The sequence below is a fragment of the Ewingella allii genome (assembly GCF_044430645.1).
Lineage (GTDB): Bacteria > Pseudomonadota > Gammaproteobacteria > Enterobacterales > Enterobacteriaceae > Ewingella > Ewingella allii.
In genome coordinates, this window is sequence record NZ_JAWUDN010000009.1 from 125244 (window position 1) to 145808 (window position 20565).

Genomic DNA, 20565 nt, shown 5'->3' on the forward strand with positions numbered 1-20565 from the left:
AAAACAGGCATTAAAAAAGGCACCTCAAGGGTGCCTTTTTCGTGCGTAGAGCCTGTAATTACTGATTGAACTTACTCTTTATCAACCGGCTGAGAACTCACCGATGAGAGATAGTTCAGCAGTGCGATATCGTTCTCTACGCCCAGTTTTAGCATGGCGGATTTCTTCTGGCTACTGATGGTTTTGATACTGCGGTTAAGCTTCTTCGCAATCTCAGTGACCAGGAAACCTTCTGCGAACAGGCGCAGAACTTCGCTCTCTTTCGGCGAAAGACGCTTGTCACCGTAACCATTAGCGCTGATTTTTTCCAGCAATTTAGCCACGCTGTCCGGCGTGAATTTCTTCCCTTTCTGCAAAGCAGCCAGTGCTTTTGGCAGGTCGGTCGGCGCGCCTTGTTTTAGTACGATACCCTCGATGTCCAGATCCAACACCGAGCTAAGAATAGCCGGGTTGTTGTTCATGGTCAGGACGATAATCGACAATTGTGGGTAGTGGCGCTTAATGTATTTGATAAGCGTAATGCCATCACCGTACTTATCGCCTGGCATAGACAGGTCGGTGATCAGAACATGAGCATCCAATTTGCTCAGGCTATTGATAAGCGCAGTAGAATCCTCGAACTCACCTACCACATTTACCCATTCAATTTGTTCAAGTGACTTACGAATACCAAACAGGACAATAGGATGGTCATCAGCGATAATTACGTTCATATTATTCATGTGATTAGCTACCTTGCTGCAGCAGTCTGGAGACAAAAGAATCAATGTGATTAATGTTATCAGTGATCATCAGTACGTCGCCAGCGACGATATGTTGTTCTAACGTTTCACATAGGTGTTTGCCCGGGGTTAAGTTCAGCATGGCGAATACCCCTTTAAGGCGATGCGCGGTTTGGGAAAGCGATGTAAAATCACGACGTTCATTTTCATTGTACAGTTTATCTAGGTCTTCCGGTACTGTCTCGACAAACAGCTGGTAGTAATCGCTTGATTTTAGCTGTTTTTCATAAAACTCGAGAGAGTCTTCACCGGGTTCTTCGGATGAAATACTGTCATCAGATTCAGCAAACTGCTGTTCGATTAACAGTAGGGTTGCGTCGATCAGCGCACTGCTGATGTTGTAATTGACGCGGATATAATGCTTCTCCAACTGCTGGAAACCGGCTTCATCGCTGGTCAGCAGCAGGGTATATTTGTCACTGTTTTGCGGGTTATCTGTCAGCAAAACGTCATACTCGCGCGTTACCTGACGCTCGTCCGCCACGATACACACTGCACCGTAAGCATTCATCGCGCGCGTCACAATCCCGCGAATTTCCTCAGACGTGATATCCAGCAGCAGCGTCACGTCATCCAGCAGCTTTTCATCTGCTGCCTGATCTTCTTGTTCTTCCAGCGTCTGCTTGATACGCACGGTGTAGCGCGTGCCGATATCAATCTTGCTGCGAATTTCCAACTGGCCGCCCAGCTTCTTGCACAACTGATTGCACAGGAAGAAGGTCAGCCCCGAGCCGTGGTTAAAGCGATCGACCATGGTTTGACTCAGGAACGGATAATTCAGGTTACTCAACTCTTCCTTAGAGATGCCGCTGCCGGTATCAGTGATGTGGAAAATCAGCTGCCCCGGATGCTCAGTATCATGCTCGGTGGTTAAGGTGATTTTGCCCACCGAGGTGGTGACGATGGCGTAATCAATCAGCAGCGACAGCACCTTCTTCAAGGCCTGGCCATCACCCAGTAAATTTAAATCAGGTTCAGGATGGTAATGATTGAGGATCATCAATCCCTTCTGATTAACCTTAGGCAGCGCCTGCAGCAAAAGTTCATCGACCAGCGCCGAAAGGCCATAAGATTGATGGGACGGCTGCCAGTCCTGTGTTTCAAGGCGGGTGAGCAGGGTGATGTTATCCACCAGCGTTAGCGCGTTGCGTGACTCATTCAACAGGCGGCCGTGCAGGGTTTGGCGCTCGCGGTCGTCCTGACTTTCACTCAGCGACTGCACTAAGTCATTCAACTCATTCAGCGGCTGATTCAGCTCAATACCCAAGTTATGCAGCATCAGTTTGCGAGCCTGCAGGTTCTTATCGAACTCGCGGCGCGCCTGTTGCAGCGTCTTGTTTACCATCACTTCTTTATCTTGGTCGTGCAGCAAGAACAGATAAGTCTCTGGCGAGATTTGGCTGCGCAGCATGCGAATTTCATAAACTTCGTTGTTCACCGTGGCTTGGATCACCCCGTGGTGCTGCTCGGCCATATTGGCAATTTTGTTCAGGCTGAGGTGCGGCAGCAGCTGGTCGGCAATTTTATTGCTCACCACCACGCTGTGATTGCTGAAGTTATAAACCAGTAAGCCAATCGGCAGGCTGGAGATAATCTCCTGATTGAGTGCCTGCTGGGTGTGCAACTGAGCCGCCATATTCTCGCTCGGGCGAATGTACTGGTGGCGAATAAAGTAGATGCCGGTCATCGCCAGCGCCAGCAGCAGCAGATTGATCAACACCAGCCAGAAGTTGTTGCGGGTCAAATCCACGATGATGCTGACCACCGGCACGTGATAGGTCAGGATCAGCGGCGAGTTGCTCAGCGGCGCGGCGAAGTTCACCGACCAACCCTGCAGCGCAATACTGCCGCTAGTGTCGGTGCTTTGCTCTGGATCGCCTTCGTTGACGGCATCGCTGCTGTTGGTTATCTGGAAGTTATCGCGCGCCATCGACAGCGGGATGAGATCCGTCATCGGCAGATCAAAAGCAATCACCGTCGCCAAATGGCCGGGGTTGTTAAAGGTGGTGCGCAGCGAGAAGAAAGCCTCATTCGCCAGACGCGAATGGCGCAGATTGGAGTAACTCTCGCGCTCATCCAGCGTGTTGGCCTGCTGGAGCATCTCGGCGCGGCGCGCTTGCAGAGTATTAGTGAAGTAATTCTCTTTAAGGCGCGAATCCTGCTGCTGTAGTTGCTGAGTGGTGATCAGGATCATGCTGTTATCCTGGCCATTCAGATAGTACATAGAATAGGGCTGGCTCTTGGCTCCCCACTGATCGTCAAGGTAAGAGGAGATCTTGAGGGTCAGGTCGAGGGTTGAGCTGTCATGAGTACCAAAAATCAGCGCATCAGTTTTTTTATGCGGCTTATTGATGAAGTACATGTCTTGACGCAGACGCACTTCCTGCTCGGCGGTGGCTTCAGGTGTCAGTGCCGTGCCGGTGAAGTCGTCGTAAATCTGGTAAGTCATATAGCGGTAGTGATCAATGCGTTTTTGCATCAATTCTGCCGTAGTTTGCAGCGTTCTCTCTTTATCTCGCAAATAGGCGTTGGTGTAATTATAACCATACATCCCCAGGCCCATGGCCAGCAGCAGGATGAACAACCAGAAAAAACGCGTAATGTTAGTCGACGTCAGCGACAAATATTTACTTGGCATAGGGGTGACGCTTTTCCTTGATTATCGAGTCACGGCGCGCGCGCTGGCTGTAACCAGCAGCAGCGAGACGGCTACGCAACTTAGTGCAACCGATAAGCTGCTGAGTTGAGCAATAAAACCAATTAAGGCTGGGCCAGCAAGAATACCGGCATAGCCAAGCGTTGTCACAGAAGCAATCGCCAAATTCGCTGGCATGGAGGTTTGATTGCCCGCTGCGCTGAACATTATAGGCACTAAATTAGAGGCGCCAAACCCCGTCATAATGAATCCAATTCCCGCAGCCCACAAGCTTTCCACGTTGACCAGCAGGATAACGCCGAGGCTGGCGCACAGGCTGCCCAGCAGCAGGACCTTGAACCGTCCCAAGATGCTGATAATGCGATCCCCCGTCAGGCGGCCCACCGTCATGGCGACAGAGAAAACGGCATAGCCAATTCCTGCCTGATGATTACTGACGCCGCGCTCGGTGGCGAGGAACAGCGCGCTCCAGTCGAGCATGGCGCCTTCGGTCATGAACATCACAAAGCACAGCAGACCAAGGAAAATCACCCAGCCGCGCGGCAAGACGAACATCGGTTCGTCACTACTATTGCGGGTGTGCTGCCAGAAGTGCGGCGTGGTGGGAATAAGCGCCACAATCATCAGCGCGACCACAAGTAAAATTGATTGAAAAGGCGTCAGTCCGAAGTACAGAAGAAGTGTCACCGCCAGTGCGCCAAAAATACTACCCAGGCTGAAAAATCCGTGAAAACCCGACATCATTGCGCGGCCGCTGGCTTTTTCTACCACCACGGCGTGCACGTTCATCGCCACATCCACCATGCCAATCGCGGCACCAAACACCAGCAGCGCTAATGCCATTGTGCCCACGCCGTCGGCCAGAGTAAGGAAAGGCAGGTCGAGGCAAAGCATTGTTGCAGCAAGCAAAATAACATTTTTACAGCCTAAACGACCGGTGAGAAAGCCGGTCAACGGCATGGAAAATGTTGAACCTGCACCAATGCACAGCAGCAGCAAACCCAGCGTCCCGTCGCTGATATCTAAGCGTAATTTGGCAAAAGGCACCAATGGCGCCCACGCCGCCATCGCAAAACCAGACAAGAAGAAAATGATCCGCGTGGCGTGTTGCTGAGCAACACCGGGAAGAGGGGCAGAATCTGACGGCGCAGAGGCTGGTTGGCAGTCGTGGCTGGGCATGATATCGAACGTCCGTTGAGATAAAGAAAACAAAAAAGCGTTACAGGACTGTGCTTTATCACATACCCGACACAAGGTGGCAACTGAACCTTTGAATTCAGGCGGCATATTTTAGCAGCCCAGTTTTTATCGTGTTACTACCAATAATCCTATTTGTCTGCTTTTGCTGTGTAAATAAAATGTGAAATTTTAGTGTCGATCACACAATCGTTAAGTTTTAGTTATGCTTTTTTAAGATGAAAAAAGCTTAACTAAGCAAAAAAGTAGCACATCCTTAAAACTCTCTCTTAAGTCAAATTTCTTGATCATCAAGTAATTAAAGTCAAATTTTATGGCGTAGACGACAAAAATAACGCCGTCAAACTTATATTTCAAAATGTTTCGATTCATTTTTCTTATCGTATTGATAACAATTTTTTAATGTATTTGGGTTAAATCATGCATATAACTTATTGGAGTTAAGGCAAATTCAAGCCTGACTTTTTTCTAAAAAAACCTGTGAAAAACAGGAAATATTATTGCCTTTTTGTTGGATTTACATGCAGCACCCTACGCCAGTTGGAAAGTAAATCATTGTTTTCATGATCTTAAAATTCACCGCAGTTCGCTTTTTGACTCTGTCGAAAAGGAACTTTTGTGGTGCGTATTTACTTACTCTGGGTTTAAGGGGCACACAGCATGGCTCAACAAGGCAATGTCATCGTCGACGTACTTTCCCGTACTAACGGCAGCGTAATTTCCCAAGTGTCCGGCGCCAGCCAGACCGTCAATCTCAACCAACTCAGCATTGTACGTGTCCATGCTACGCGCGCGGCGGTTGCGAGCTACGAGCGCGCGGGGAACGATCTTATCCTGCACATGCAGGATGGCAGCACAGTTCGCTATCAAGGCTTCTTCACCACCGATGGCAAAGGCCACCACAGCGAGCTGATCTTTGATGACGGCGTGCACCCGATTGAACATGCCACCTTCGTCGATACCGGCGTTGCTCCCGGCTCTGCCGTAGCGGTGGTGCCGGGTTATGAAACTGTGCCAGACGTCGGCGCGCTGCTCCTCGACGGCTCCAACTTCGATCCGGCCATTCTCGGCGCAGTGCTTGGCGTCGTGGCATTAGGCGCGGGCATTGCCATTGCTGCGAGTAGCGGCGGTGGCGGCGGTGGCGGCAGTAGCAACAATGGCGGAGAGCCAGGACAACCTGGCGGTTCGAACCCAGATCCTACCCTAACGCTGGCAACCTTCGCCGGCGATAATGTTTTGAATAAAGCCGAAGTCGGTAGCTCACAGGTGTTTAGCGGCACGACGGCCAACGTCGCCGCCGGGCAGACCGTGACCTTGAGCCTCAATGGCAAAACTTACACCACCACCACGGCGGCAGATGGCTCATGGAGCATCACTCTGCCCGCGGGCGACCTGCAAGGTCTGGCGGACGGCACCTATGTGGCCAACGTCAGCGTAACCGGCTCCAACGGGCAAACCGTTACCAAGGGCGTGACCATTGGCGTTGACACCACCGCGCCGGGTGTGGCGACTGATGTGACGCTGGTCAACGATGCCAACCAACCTATCACTGGCACCACCAACGACAGTACCCCAACCCTCAGTGGTAAAGCCGAGCCGGGCAGCACGGTGACCGTCAGCGATGGCGGCACGGTGATCGGCACCGCGCCGGTGGATGGCAGCGGCAACTGGACCTTCACACCTAACCCGCCACTGGGCGATGGCGACCACAGTCTGACCGCCGTAGTCACTGACCCAGCCGGAAATACCAGTACCCCGAGTACGCCGATCGTGGTGGTTATCGACACCACCGCGCCTGGCGAGGCGACGGATGTGACGTTGGTTAACGATGCTAACCAGCCGATCAATGGCGCGACAAACGACACTACGCCGACCATTACCGGTAAGGCTGAAGCAGGCAGTACCGTTACCGTTCGCGACGGTAATACAGTGATTGGTACCGCCGTGGCCGACGGCAATGGCAACTGGAGCGTTACGCCAACCCAGCCGCTGGGCGAGGGTACTCACAACATTACGACGCAGGTGACGGATCCTGCGGGCAACTCTAGCGGCGTGAGTGCACCTATCGCGGTTGAAATTGACACCACCGCGCCGGGTGCGGCAACTGACGTCACGCTGGTCAATGACGCCAACGAGCCAATCACCGGCACCACCAACGACAACACCCCAACTCTGAGTGGTAAAGCTGAGCCGGGCAGCACCGTTACCGTCAGCGATGGCGGCACGGTGATTGGCACCGCGCCGGTGGATGGCAACGGCAACTGGACCTTCACACCGAATCCACCGCTGGGCGATGGCGATCACAGCCTGACCGTGGTGGTTACTGACCCTGCGGGTAACGCTAGCCCGCCAACTACCCCAATTGCTGTTGTCGTGGATGCCAGCTCGCCTTCGCCAGCCACCGACGTGCAGATAACCGATGGTGAAAACACGCCGATCGGCACTAACGGCAGCACCAATGACACCCAGCCAACCATCAGCGGTAAAGCCGAATCGGGCAGCATCGTCACTATTCGTGATGGCGACACCGTACTTGGCACCGTACAAGCTGATGGCAGTGGCAACTGGAGTTTGACTCTGGATCAGCCGCTGTCCGAAGGCCCACACAGCATCACCACTGAAGTCACCGATGCCGCAGGCAACACCAGCGGCGTTAGCACCCCTATCGTGTTGAATATCGATACTATCGATCCTGAGCCGGCAACGGCGGTGAAAATCCTTAATGAGGACGGCCTGCCGGTGGATGGCATCACCAATGACACCACGCCAACCGTCAGCGGCAAAGCCGAAGCGGGCAGCAAAGTCATTGTGCGTGATGGCAACACCATCGTGGGCAGCGCCATTGCTGATGAAAATGGTAACTGGAGCGTTACGCTGCAAGATCCGCTGTCGGAAGGCCCACACGGTCTGACCACCGAAGTGCGCGATGCGGCCGGTAACTCCAGCGGCATCAGTGCCCCAATTGCTGTGGAAATTGATACCACGGCGCCGGGTGCTGCGACCGACGTTAAACTGGTGAATAACGATGATTTGCCAATCACCGGCGCGACAAACGACACCACGCCAACCCTGAGTGGCAAGGCCGAGCCGAACAGTTCGGTCACTATTCGTGATGGCGATACCGTCTTGGCAACCGTGACCGTTGATGGCACGGGTAACTGGTCTTATACCCCAACGACGCCATTGGCCGAAGGCCCGCACAGCCTGACCACCGAAGTGAAAGATGCTGCCGGTAACTCTAGCGGTATTAGCACCCCAATTGCGGTCGATGTGGATACCCTTGCGCCAAACGTCACTATCGATCCTGTGGCCGTTGACAATAAAATTTCATTCAATGAAGCCGCTGGCGTTATCACCATTACTGGTACGGCATCGGCTTCTGAAGCCGGCCGCACGCTGGTTCTCAATGTAAACGGTGAGCCGCATAACGTCATTGTTGGCGAAGACGGTAAATGGACCTTTGACCTGCCAGCCGGCACGCTGACCGGGATAAATGGTGATATTACCATCACCGCCACGCTGACTGACGCCGCGGGCAACACTACCGTCACCACTGACACCGTACACGTCGCCGCCGATCCGGCGCTTCAGCCTTCGCTGACTGTTAACGCCTTTGCGGGCAATGACATCGTGGACGGCGCAGAAATTCAGATTGACCAGAAGCTGACCGGTAGCACCACCAACGTCGAGGCGGGCAACACGGTTACTGTCACTTTTGATGGCAAAACCTACACCGGTATCGTGGGGGCAGACGGCACGTGGAGCGTGACTATTCCAGCTTCGGCGCTGTCCGATGCTGGCAATGGCCCGGCAGACTTTGCCGTGACGGTCAGTGACAGTTCCGGCAACCAAGCGACTGGAAACCGTCCGTTTGAGATTAACGATCTGTTAGGCGGTATCGCCATCGATCCTATTTCCGTGGATGGCAACATCAATGCCATTGAAGCTGCGGCAGGCGTGACCATCAGCGGGACCACCTTCAACGTCCCTGCTGGCGTGGGCGCGATCACCGTTAACATCGGCGGCGTGAATTATCAGGCGGATGTTGCCGCCAACGGCACCTGGAGCATTCAACTGTCAGCAGCTGCTATTCAGGCACTGACCGATGGCGTGCAGAATATCGAGGTGAGCGCCACCGATGGCGGCGGGAACCCTATCTCGACCACCGGCAGCGTTAACGTTTACGTGCACAACCTGCCAGCCCCGGTGCTGGATACGCTGTTTGGCGATGGCACCTTGAATGGCAGCGAAGCCGCCGCTGGGCAGACCATTACCGGCACCACCGGCGTAACAGGCGCAGGCCAGAATGTAACAGTTATCATCGGCGGCCAGCAATTTGCCGCCACGGTCGCCAATGACGGCACTTTCAGCGTCAGCATTCCGTCCAGCGTATTGAGCAACTTGCCGAACGGCACGGCGCCGGTTCAGGTGATTGCGACAGACGTCGCCGGTAACAGCCAGACTATCAGTGCTACTGTGCCGGTAGATACGCTAGCGCCAACCCTGACTATCAATCCGCTGGCGGGCGATGGGCAAATCAGCCTGGCCGAAGCCGCAGGGTCGTTAACCCTGTCGGGGACGGCTTCTGTCTCTGAGGCCGGGCGCGAAGTCACCATCACGCTGAACAATGAAAGCTATACCGCGACGGTTGGGCCGAACGGCGTATGGAGCGTTGCTCTGCCAGCCGGTGCCTTGAACAATCTCAATGGTGATTTTGTTATCAATGCTACGTTGAGCGATGCGGCGGGCAACGGCACCACCACCACCAATACCATCCACGTGGTTTCCGACCCAAGTATCCAACCGACTATCACCATCAATCCATTTGGTGGCGATAACGCGGTAGACGGTGCGGAAGTCCAAACGGCGCAAGTGCTGAACGGCACCACGGCCAACGTGGAAGCGGGCCAGATCGTTAAAATCACCCTGAACGGCCACACCTACACGGCTGAAGTTCAGCAGAGCGGCAGCTGGAGCGTCATCATCCCGGTTACCGATATGCAGGTGCTGACTAACGGCACTCAAACTATCTCGGTAGAAGTGGCGGACAAGGCCGGTAACTCAGCCTCTGGCACCGATAACTTCACGGTAAATATTACTGAGAACGGCGTGGCAATTGACCCGGTAACGGGCGATAACGTCATCAACGCGGTGGAAACGGAAAACGGTATTCAGGTTACGGGTACGACTTACGGCGTGCCGGTGGGCACCGACGTGGTAGTAACCTTCGGTACTGTGTCGCATACCGTAAAAGTGCTGGCCAATGGCCGCTGGTTAGTGAACTTCACCAGCCCTGAACTGGCGGGAATTGACCCAGGCACCACCACGGTCAGTGCAGTCACTAAAGATGCTAACGGCAATACGCTGACTAATAGCGTCTCCGTTGGCGTTGACAATGTGGTACCAGAACCAACCATCAATACGCCATTCGGCGACGGCTTCCTAAACATTACCGAAGCAGGCACGGCGCAAACGCTGACTGGCTCTACCGGCAAAGCGGGCGACGGCCAAACCGTCACCGTCACCCTTGGCGGCCATGACTACACCGCCACCGTCGCCGCCAATGGTAGCTGGACGATCAGCATTCCATCGGCCGATCTGCAAGCTCTGCCGGAAGGTAGCAACCCGATCGTGGTGGTGGCGTCCGATAACGCCGGCAACAGCACCACTATTAACAGCAATGTGACCGTTGACCTGAGCGCGCCAACGCTGACCGTGAATCCTCTGGCCGGCGACGGGATTGTCAGCAGCGCGGAAGCAGCGGCGGCGATTGAACTGACAGGGACGGCTTCCGTCAGCGAAGCAGGTAAAACCATCACCGTGAACCTCAACGGCGCTACCTATACCGGCGTTGTGGGCGGTGACGGCAGTTGGACGGTAAATATTCCGGCTGGCGTGCTGAACGGCGTGGCCAGCGGGCAGTATCCGCTGAGCGTGTCCTTGACTGACGAAGCGGGCAACACCACCACCCAGACCTCCAATGTTACATTGGCAACCGGCGTTGATTCTCAACCAACCCTGACGCTGAATGCCTTTGCGGGTAACAACGTGATCGACGGGGCCGAACGCCTGGCCGACCAAACATTGAGTGGTACCACCACCAATGTAGAAGCCGGACAGCAAGTGACCATCACGTTGAATGGCAAAACTTACATCGCCACCGTGGGAGCCAGCGGCGCATGGAGCGTGCAAATTCCAGCGGCTGACCTGACTGCCTTGACCGACGGCTCAAGCACCTTGACCGCCGAAGTGGCTGATAAAGCAGGCAACCCGGCGCAAGGTTCTCTGCCACTGACCATCAACACCGAGCTGAGTGGTCTGGCGATTGACCCAATCACCGGTGACAACAAACTGAGCGCGCAGGAAGCGGGCGCAGGCATCAACATCAGCGGGACATCGCACAACGTGGCCGAGGGCGCTAACGTCACTGTCACTCTGAACGGTAAAGCCTACACCGCCGCCGTTGGCGCGGACGGTACTTGGACCGTGCCGGTTGGGGCAGCCGATCTTGCGCTGCTTGGCGACGGGCCGCTGGCGGTGAAAGTGACCGCAACCGATGCCGCAGGCAACGCGGTCAGCAGCACCGTCACGCTGGATGTCTACACGCACCAACTGCCCGCACCAACTATCAATCAACCCTTTGGCGACGGCCTGCTGAGTACGGCGGAAGCCGCCACCAGCCAGACGCTGAGTGGTTCTACCGGCATAGTTGGCGATGGTCAAACCGTGACCGTGACGCTCGGTGGTAAAGATTACACCGCCACAGTGGGTGGCAACGGTCAGTGGACAGTGACCATCCCATCGGCTGATTTGCAGGCGCTGCCGCAGACAGATAACGCGATCACCGTGACTGCCACCGATGCGGCGGGCAACAGCACGCCTCTCACGTCTAACGTGACGGTCGACTTCACCGCGCCAACCCTGACTATCGACCCAATTTCGGGCGACGGCTACATTGACGCAACCGAAGCGGCTGCCGCCGTGACGCTGAGTGGTACCGCAGATCCTGCTGACGCGGGGCGCAACGTTACCTTGACCATCAATGGCCAAACCTATCTGGCTGAAGTTGGGGGGGACGGCAAGTGGACCACGGAGATCCCAGCTAACGCGCTCTTGGGCTTAGCCAATGGTCAATACACTTTAACCGCCACCCTGTCAGACGCGGCGGGCAACAGCACCACGGTCACTGAGCCAGTGGGTGTCTTCACCCAACTGCCAGTCCCAGTGCTGAATACGCCATTTGGCGACGGCGTGCTGAGCAAGCCTGAAGCGGCGGCCGATCAGATTCTGACGGGTAACACCGGCGCTGTCGGCCCAGACCAGAAAGTCACCGTGAACATTGGCGGGGTAGATTACACCGGCACGGTTAACAATGACGGCACCTGGTCGGTCACAATCCCGGCTAACGCGCTCAATGGCCTGACTGATGGCTCCTCGCCTCTACAGGTGACTGTCACAGACCCAGCGGGTAACACGGGCACAACCACTACCAATGTGACCGTAGACTTGACGGCTCCAACCTTGAGCGTTGAGCCACTGACCGGCGATGACAAGCTGAACACCGACGAAGTGGCGACGGGCTTCCTGATCCAAGGGACCAGCGACATCGGCGATGCAGGTCGTCCGGTCACCGTGTCTATTGACGGCCATACCTACACCGGCGTGGTTCAGGCCGACGGTTCTTGGTCTGTGCTGGTGCCACCAAATGCCCTGAGCGATTTGGCGGTCGGCGACCATCCATACAGCGTTTCGGTCACTGACGCGGCGGGCAACCAAACCCTGGTTGACGGCACCGTCAATGTCACTGGCGTGCCTAGCCCGCTGTTCCCATCTATCGACGCACCATTCGGCGACACCATCCTCAACGGTACCGAGCTGGCTGAAGTGCAGACGCTGACCGGGACCACCGGCGCGACCGGCGCGGGACAAACCGTGAAGGTGAACATCGGCGGGATCAGCTTTGATGCCACCGTGGACGCCAATGGTCAATGGACGCTGGACGTACCGGCCAACGCCTTGGCAAGCCTGCCACAAGGGGCGCTGAGCATTGAAGTCACCGCGACCAGCGCGTCCGGCGCTACCGGCAGCAGCACCATTGAGGCCACCGTCGACACAGTAGCACCAACGCTGACCGTTGATCTGGTGGCGGGTGACGACATCATCAACACCGCTGAACTGCTGCAACCTATCACCCTGACCGGGACTGCATCAGTCAGCGACAGTGGTCAAAACGTCAAAGTGAGTCTGGTTCTGGGCGGCGTGACCTATGAAGGCACCGTCGACACGGATGGCAAATGGTCAATTCCACTGCCTAACGACGCGCTGCAAGCTCTGGGCGATGGCCCTCACACCATTACGGCCACCCTGACTGACACTGCGGGCAACACCACCACCATCAACCATGAATTCACCATTGAGGCTGGCGCGGCCTACACCCCGACGCTGACCATCAATACGATTTCTAATGATGACTACATCAACGCCACTGAGAAAGGTCAAGATCTGGTGCTCAGCGGCACCTCGACCAAGCTTGAAGAGGGGCGTGAAGTTACCTTGACCTTCAACGGCAAGACTTACACCGCCGTGGTTGATGGAGAGGGTAACTGGACCACCACGGTGCTGGCTGCCGATCTGGCCGGGCTGAGTGATGGTCAGGCCACGATCACGGCTAACGCCACCAGTCTGGCGGGTAACCCGGCATCGGCGAGTCACGAGGTCAATGTGCTGGCGAGCGAAGCTAACTTGCCAACCATTACCATTGATAAAGTTGCTGGTGACGACGTCATCAACAGCACCGAGCACAACCAGCCTCTGGTGATCAGTGGGACCTCCAACCACCTGGTGGCGGGCGAAACCATTAACATCACGCTCAACGGTAAGCCTTACACGGCGATCGTTGGAGATGACGGAAAATGGAGCACCACCGTTCCTGTCGCCGACGTACAGGCGCTGCAAAATCAGGAATACACCATTACCGCGACGGGTAATGATATTGCTGAAAACGTGGCGACCGGCACCCATCAGGTGACGGTAGATACCACGCCTCCGCTGCTGACTATCGTGGTGGATGCTGGTGCCGATGGCATTGTTAATGCCGTGGAAGCAGCACTCGGCCTGCCAATTACCGGTACGGCTCCGGCGGGCCTGACGGTCACCGTGACCGTCGACGGCAAGCCTTACCCGGTACTGGTGCCTGAAGACGGCAACTGGACGCTGACTATCCCAGCGGCTGACCTGAAAGCCATCACCACCGATGGCCCACTGGTGATCACCGCCACCGTGACCGATGCTCAAGGCAATGTGGCAGACATTACGGTTAATCCGGCAATTGAGCTGGCAATCAACAACTTGCCAGTCCTGACGCTAGAGGCACTCGATTTCGTTAATATCACCGCGGCTGCCGATGGCTTCGTTGTCACCGGCACCAGCACCAATCTGCCAAACGGTACGCAGGTGCAGGTCGATATCGCGGGTGTACAAGTGACCGGGACGGTAACTGATGGCATATGGACCGCCACCGTGGCACCGGGCCTTATCACGCCACAAAATATTGCGGACGGCGTAGGCACCATTACCGTGAGCTACACCGATGCGGCGGGCAACCCGGCCTCGGCGTCGCACAGCGTGACGGTCGACCTGACGCCTCCTGTGGCTTCTCTCGTCGATCCGCTGTTTGGCGATGGCGCATTGAACAAACTGGAGTCAGGCGCTGACCAGATCATCTCCGGCAAAGTCGCGCCGGGCGACAGCGTGATATTGACGATTGGGGGACAGTCAGTGACGGCGGTAGTGGGTCCAGATGGTACCTGGACGGCGACTATCCCAACAGCGACGCTGGTGGGCCTGACCGACGGCCAAAACACCCTGACCGTGGCGGTGACCGATGCCGCGGGCAACAGCGTGTCGAGCGATGTGCTATTCACCTCCTACATCAATACCTTGCCGGTGGCGACGCTCACTGACAGCTTCGGCGGGGCGATTAACATTGAAAAAGCCGCGCTGGGTGGCTCTATCAGCGGTACCACCGGGATCACTTCTGATGGTCAGACAGTGACGGTGAACCTTAACGGTAAGGATTATACTGCCGATGTGAATTCAGCTAACGGCACATGGACGCTGCCGCTGGATGCCGCAACCCTGCAAGGCTTGCCGAACGGTACCTGGACCGCCACCGTCACCGTCACCGACGCGGCGGGCAACGTTAGCACCAAAGCCGGAGATATTTCTGTTCAGCTGACGCCACCACCTATCCCAACTATAGACTTGGTGTTTGGTGACGGCGTGCTCAACGCTGCTGAATTGGCCGCAGGCCAGACTATCAGCGGCTCTACTGGCATCACCGGCGCTGGCCAAACCGTGACGGTTACCATTGCGGGTATCGCTACGCCGCTGACCGCTACCGTGGACGCAGACGGCAAATGGACGCTGGATCTAACCGCTTCTGAACTGGCGGATATCGCCGGGCTGCCGACGCACTCCATCACCGTGACCAGCATCGACCAGTACGGCAACAGCAATATCAGCTCGCCAGAAGTGTTTACGGTTGATCTGAACATTCCTAACCCAAGCATCACCAACCAGCCGTTTGGTGCGGATAATGTGCTGAATATCGCCGAAGCAGCGGGACCTCTCACCATTGAGGGGAACACTGGCCTTATTGGCCTGGGCCAAGCGGTGAAAGTGGTGATCGATGTTAATGGCACCAACTATAACGCCACCGTCACGGCTGGCGGTAGCTGGACGCTGGCTCTGCCTGCGGGCGCGCTGAGCGGCCTGACTGGCACCGATCACACCATCAACATCACGGCAACCGACGCCAGCGGCAACACCAAAACTGTGCCATTTGCGTTCACCACTGACTTCACACCGCCAGTGGTTACCGTGAACAACGTTTCCACCGACGGCTACATTAATTTGGCCGAAGCGGCAGCGGGAACATTGATAAGCGGTATCACGGACGGCACCAGCGTTAGCGTCAATATCGGTGGGCAAGTCTTCACCGCCGCCGTCACTGACGGAACCTGGGTGTTGGACTTAACTCCGGCGCAGATAGCGACTCTGCCGCAGGGCAGCCAGACCATCACCGTCACTGCGACAGATGCGGCGGGTAACACCAACACGGCAATTTCTCTGGTGGGCATTGCGACAGACCCTGCTGCGCTGCCAACCGTGACGGTAGGTACGTTTGCGGGTGATAACGTTCTGGACTTCGGTGAAAGCCGCGCACCGCAAACGATTAGTGGTACCACGACTCACGTTGAGGCTGGGCGAACTGTTACCGTCAGCGTCGGTTCACTCACCGGTTTGACCGCTGTTGTTCAGGCCGACGGTAGCTGGAGCATCCCTCTTACGCCTGCTCAGCTGCAGACGCTAAGTAATGGTGCAACCAATATCACGGCCAACGTGTCTGACCTTGCGGGCAATGCTGCGACGCCAGATATCCATGATATTACGGTCAATCTGACGCCTCCTCCGGCGTTCCTGACACTTAACCCAATCAGTGTCGATAACATCATCAACTCAACGGATGATGGCGGCTTGATCATGACCTTTACCGGTCAGTATCTGAATAACCAAACTGTACTGACTCCGCAGTTAATTACCGTGTTTGTTAACGGTGTTCCAGTCGTGGGCACCTTCCCAGCACTGCCAAGCGCTAGCGGTACCTGGACTATTGTCGGGCTGTCGCAATTAGTCACCTTCCCAACGGATGGTAACTATACCGTTACAGCGTCGATGACTGGCCTTAATGGCACGACGGCGACAGTGACACAAACCATCGTGGTTGACCGTACTCCACCAACCTTGACCGTCAATGCCTTCGCCGGTGATGACGTGCTTAACGGAACTGAAGCTGCGGCTAACCAGACCATCAGCGGCACCGCCTCGACCTCGGAAGCTGGCCGTACGGTGACAGTGACCCTGAACGGCAAAACCTATACCGCGCTGGTCGGTGCGGGTGGCGCATGGAGCACCACGGTTCCGGCGGCGGATCTGCAAGGGTTGCCAGCGGGTACAAACACCATCAGTGCCAGTTTGAGTGACGCGGCGGGTAACGTCACTACCACGCCTCATACCTTCACCACCAACACCGCAGCACCTCTGCTGAGCGTGGGCGTGCTGGCGGGCGACAACGTGCTGAATCTCGCGGAAGGGTTGGTCACGCAGTTGCTGACCGGTACTTCCAGCGCCGAAGCAGGGCAGACCGTCACTATCAAGATTGCTGGCGTCACCGTGGGTACTGCGGTGATTCAGCCGGGAGGAGCCTGGAGCGCTAATATCCTGCCAACGGGCCTGTCAGGTCTGCTGGATGGGCCAAACGTCCTCACCGCGTCGGTCACCGATAAGGCCGGCAACACCACCAGCGTCGATGTGGGCATTAACGTGCTGTTCAACAGCCTGTTGGATCTGGATATCACCAGCGGGCTGGTGGGCGGAGTGCTCAACGCGGCTTCCCTGTTGCTGACCCAAACCATTGGCGGCGTCGCCACCAATGCGGGGGTCGGTGCCAAGGTGGCGGTGGAAATCGGCGGACAAACGATCACGGCCGATGTCGGTGTGAATGGTCAATTTAACCTGAGCATTCCTCCGACGCTGTTGGCTAATCTGCCAAACGGTCCACTGGCGCTAAACGTCGTGCTGACCGATGCCGCGGGTAACACCAAAGTGCAGGTTATCGACCTCAACGTGGCGAAAATCTTGCCAGTGCTGGGCGACTTGACCTCCGGTCTGGGCAATGTGGACCACATCCTCAATACCGTGGTTTCTGGCGCTGAGCAGACTGTCAGCGGTGCTTTGACCGCGGCCGACGGCACCGTTGTTAAGATTGCGGTCGGTGCGCTGACCTTTACCGGAACCGTGCTCAATAACGCTTTCAGCATCCCTATCCCTGCGGGTGCTCTGGCAAGTCTGGCCGACGGTGTGGTGCCGGTTATTCTGACCGCCACTGATGCCGCGGGCAACGTGCTGACTCAGGCGCTGAACCCGCTGACCGTGGCACTGCACAATCTGCCGCAAATCGTGCTGGATCCGCTGTTTGGCGATGGCTTGCTGAACGCGGCGGATATCCTGCTGAACCAGACCATTACCGGCGTGGTGAAAAATGTCGCGGCGGGTACCACAGTCTCGGTGCAAGTCGGCGGGGGCACGCCTCTGACCGCGCAGGTTGATGCCACTGGGCACTTCAGTGTCACTGTGCCATCTAACCTGTTAAGCGGCCTGACCAACGGCAACCTCGGCGTCAATGTCTCGCTGACCGATGCCAACGGCAACTCCACCAGCGTGGGCGCGCAGGCGGCGATTAACGTCACCTTGCCAACCATCAGCCTGACTGACGTTCTGCACAATGGCGTGCTGGGCGCGGTGGATGCACTGACGTCGCAGGTCATTGGCGGCGTGGTGACCGGCGTTACGGCGGGGACCACGGTGAAAGTGACGCTGGGCGGCAAAACCTTCCTTGGCGTAACCGACGCGGGCGGCAAATTTGCCGTTACGCTGCAACCGGGCGACCTGAAAGCGCTGGCTGACGGCACCTTGGCTATCGGCGTGTCGGTAGTGAGCGACGCGGGTAACGTCGGTTCGACCAACGTGAATGCCAACGTCATCATCAATAGCCTGCCGAAAGTGGTGCTGGACCCACTGTTTGGTGGCAACGGGGTGCTCAACGCGGCCGAAGCGCTGCTGACCCAAACCATCAGCGGCACCGTGCTGAACGCCACGGCCGGCTCGTCGGTCAAAGTTACGCTGGGGCCATTGGTGCTTACCGGCACTGTCGATGGCAACGGTAAGTTCAACGTGCAAGTGACGCCACTGCAGCTGAGCCAGTTGCTGGATGGCAACCTCAACGTCGGCGTGACGGTCACGGATGCGGCGGGCAACACCAACGGCGTCAACGCCGGCCTGAACGTCGGTATTCACAACCTGCCATCGATTGTACTTAACCCAATCTTTGGTGACGGCGTGCTGAGCGTGGTTGACCTGCTGACCGGTCAAACCATCAGCGGCGTGGCGACCAACGTCTCTGTCGGTTCTCAGGTGCAGATTTCCCTCAACGGGAAAACCTATCTGGCGACCGTCGGCGTGGGCGGGGCATTTAGCGTCACCGTACCGCCGTTGGATCTGAAAGGCATTCTTACCGATGGCTTGCAGAACGTCACCGCGACCTTCACCGATGCCGTGGGTAACGTCGGTACTATCACCAACGCGGTGAATGTGATCGCCAATGCCTTGCCGACCATCACGCTGGATCCATTGTTCAACAATGGTTTGCTGAATGCGGTGCAAGCGCTGGTTACGCAGACTATCAGTGGTAAAACCACCAATGCTGAAGGGTCTACCGTGACGGTGACTATCGGCGGGGCCAGCCTGTCGGCGGTGGTGAAAGCAGACGGCACCTTCTCCGTCAACGTGCTGCCAAGCCTGCTTTCAACCCTGCTTGACGGTACGGTTGGGGTAGGTGTGTCTGTCACCAACGCCGCGAACCACACCGTGGATACCAGCGCTAATGTCACCGTGGGTATCCATACTCTGCCAACGTTGAATCTGGGCACGCTGTTTGGCGGTGACGGCTTCCTCAATCTGGCCGAAGCCAGCAGCAACACCACGCTGACCGGCACGACTAACGTGCAGAACGGTTCGGTGTCGGTCAACGTAGGTGGGGTGGTTCATACTGGCACCATCACTAACGGCGCGTGGAATGTCACCTTTACCGCGGCTGAGCTGAAGGCGCTTGCCGATGGCGCAACCACGGTCAAAGTCACCATCACCGATGCGGTGGGTAACATCACCACCCAAACCAGCCCGCTGGTCATCAAAACACACGCCCTGCCGCTGGTTTCCCTCGACGGCCTTGGCTCTCTGACTGGCTTGATTGGTGGCATCCTCGGTGCGGGCCTGACGCTGAAAGGCAGCAGCGCCAACATCGGGCAGGGCGGCATTATCAGCGTCACCTTGCTGGGTACCACTCTTGGCGCGGTAGTGCAGGCAGACGGTTCGTGGCAGGCGAAGTTCGGCAGTGAGGTGTTTGCGGCTTATAACCTCTTCACTCTATTGGGCGCGCTGACCGGTAACGTGGTTGGACTTCAGGCGACGGATCTGGCGGGTAACGGCATCAACCTCCACGTGGGGCTGGCGGCGGGTAGCCCACTGATCTCGCTGCAAGCGCAGTCGCTGGATGTACAGGCCACGGACGACACCCACGCGGTGGCGGCGCTGCATTCCACCAGCAGCGATACCTCAACCACTGACACCACTCACCACGCGGCAAGCACCTTGACCGACCCACTGGTCACGGCGGATGCCGGAGCGCAGGTGGCGTCTACCGACACCAGCACCACGGCCCATGCTGAAACGGCGTTCTCCATCGGCGGCGTGACGATTGAAGTTGAGCATACCCAGCAGGATGTTGTGGGTACGGCAGGTAACGACATCATCATCGTGGATACGCTGGACTTCGGTCATATCGACGGTGGCACTGGCGTGGATACCCTGCAACTTGGCGGCACCAACCAGCATCTGGATCTGACCCTGTTGGGCTTCAAAGTCGAGCATATCGACATCTTTGACCTCGGTAACTCTGGCACGAACAGCATTACGCTGAACCTGCTCGAAGCACAGTCGGTTAAAGACTCGGCCAATGATGAAGTGATCATCAAAGGCGGCGAGGGAAGTCTGGTGAATCTGGTCACAGGAAGTGATGGTGCTTGGACTGAAACCGGACAGCGTACCGTGGATGGCCTGACGTTTGACGTCTACCACAACGCGTCGCTGGCTAGCACCAACACGTTGGGAGACGTATTGGTTCAGCACGGTCTGCACGTACAACAGCAAAGCTAAGAGTCAAGCCCCCGAGCGTGTAAGCGCCGGGGGCATTTTTTTTGCAATGAGCGTTAGGCAGTAAACGAATGGGTAAGGCCAGAAAAGGCTGAAAAA

The 20565-nt window shown here is 56.6% G+C and carries 4 protein-coding genes; 1 reads left to right on the forward strand and 3 read right to left on the reverse strand.

What is annotated here, in order from left to right:
* Nucleotides 1-71: 71 nt before the first annotated feature.
* The 3 genes from rcsB to SBO83_RS17950 are packed head-to-tail and all read right to left on the reverse strand — an operon-like array spanning nucleotide 72 to nucleotide 4617.
* On the reverse strand, nucleotides 72-722 hold the full coding sequence (gene rcsB, locus SBO83_RS17940) for a response regulator transcription factor RcsB (protein WP_034791695.1): 651 nt from the start codon (nucleotides 720-722) through the stop codon (nucleotides 72-74).
* Nucleotides 723-726: 4 nt separating this feature from the next.
* Complete coding sequence (rcsD, locus tag SBO83_RS17945) at nucleotides 727-3420, reverse strand: phosphotransferase RcsD (protein WP_396132429.1); 2694 nt, start codon at nucleotides 3418-3420, stop codon at nucleotides 727-729.
* 21 nt (nucleotides 3421-3441) lie between these two features.
* A complete protein-coding gene (locus tag SBO83_RS17950; protein ID WP_353502747.1) occupies nucleotides 3442-4617 on the reverse strand; it encodes an MFS transporter in 1176 nt (391 codons plus the stop codon).
* Nucleotides 4618-5295: 678 nt separating this feature from the next.
* Between SBO83_RS17950 and SBO83_RS17955 the strand changes: the two genes are divergently transcribed.
* Nucleotides 5296-20469, forward strand: a complete 15174-nt coding sequence (locus SBO83_RS17955; RefSeq protein ID WP_396132430.1) for an Ig-like domain-containing protein — start codon at nucleotides 5296-5298, stop codon at nucleotides 20467-20469.
* The last annotated feature ends 96 nt before the right edge of the window (nucleotides 20470-20565 follow it).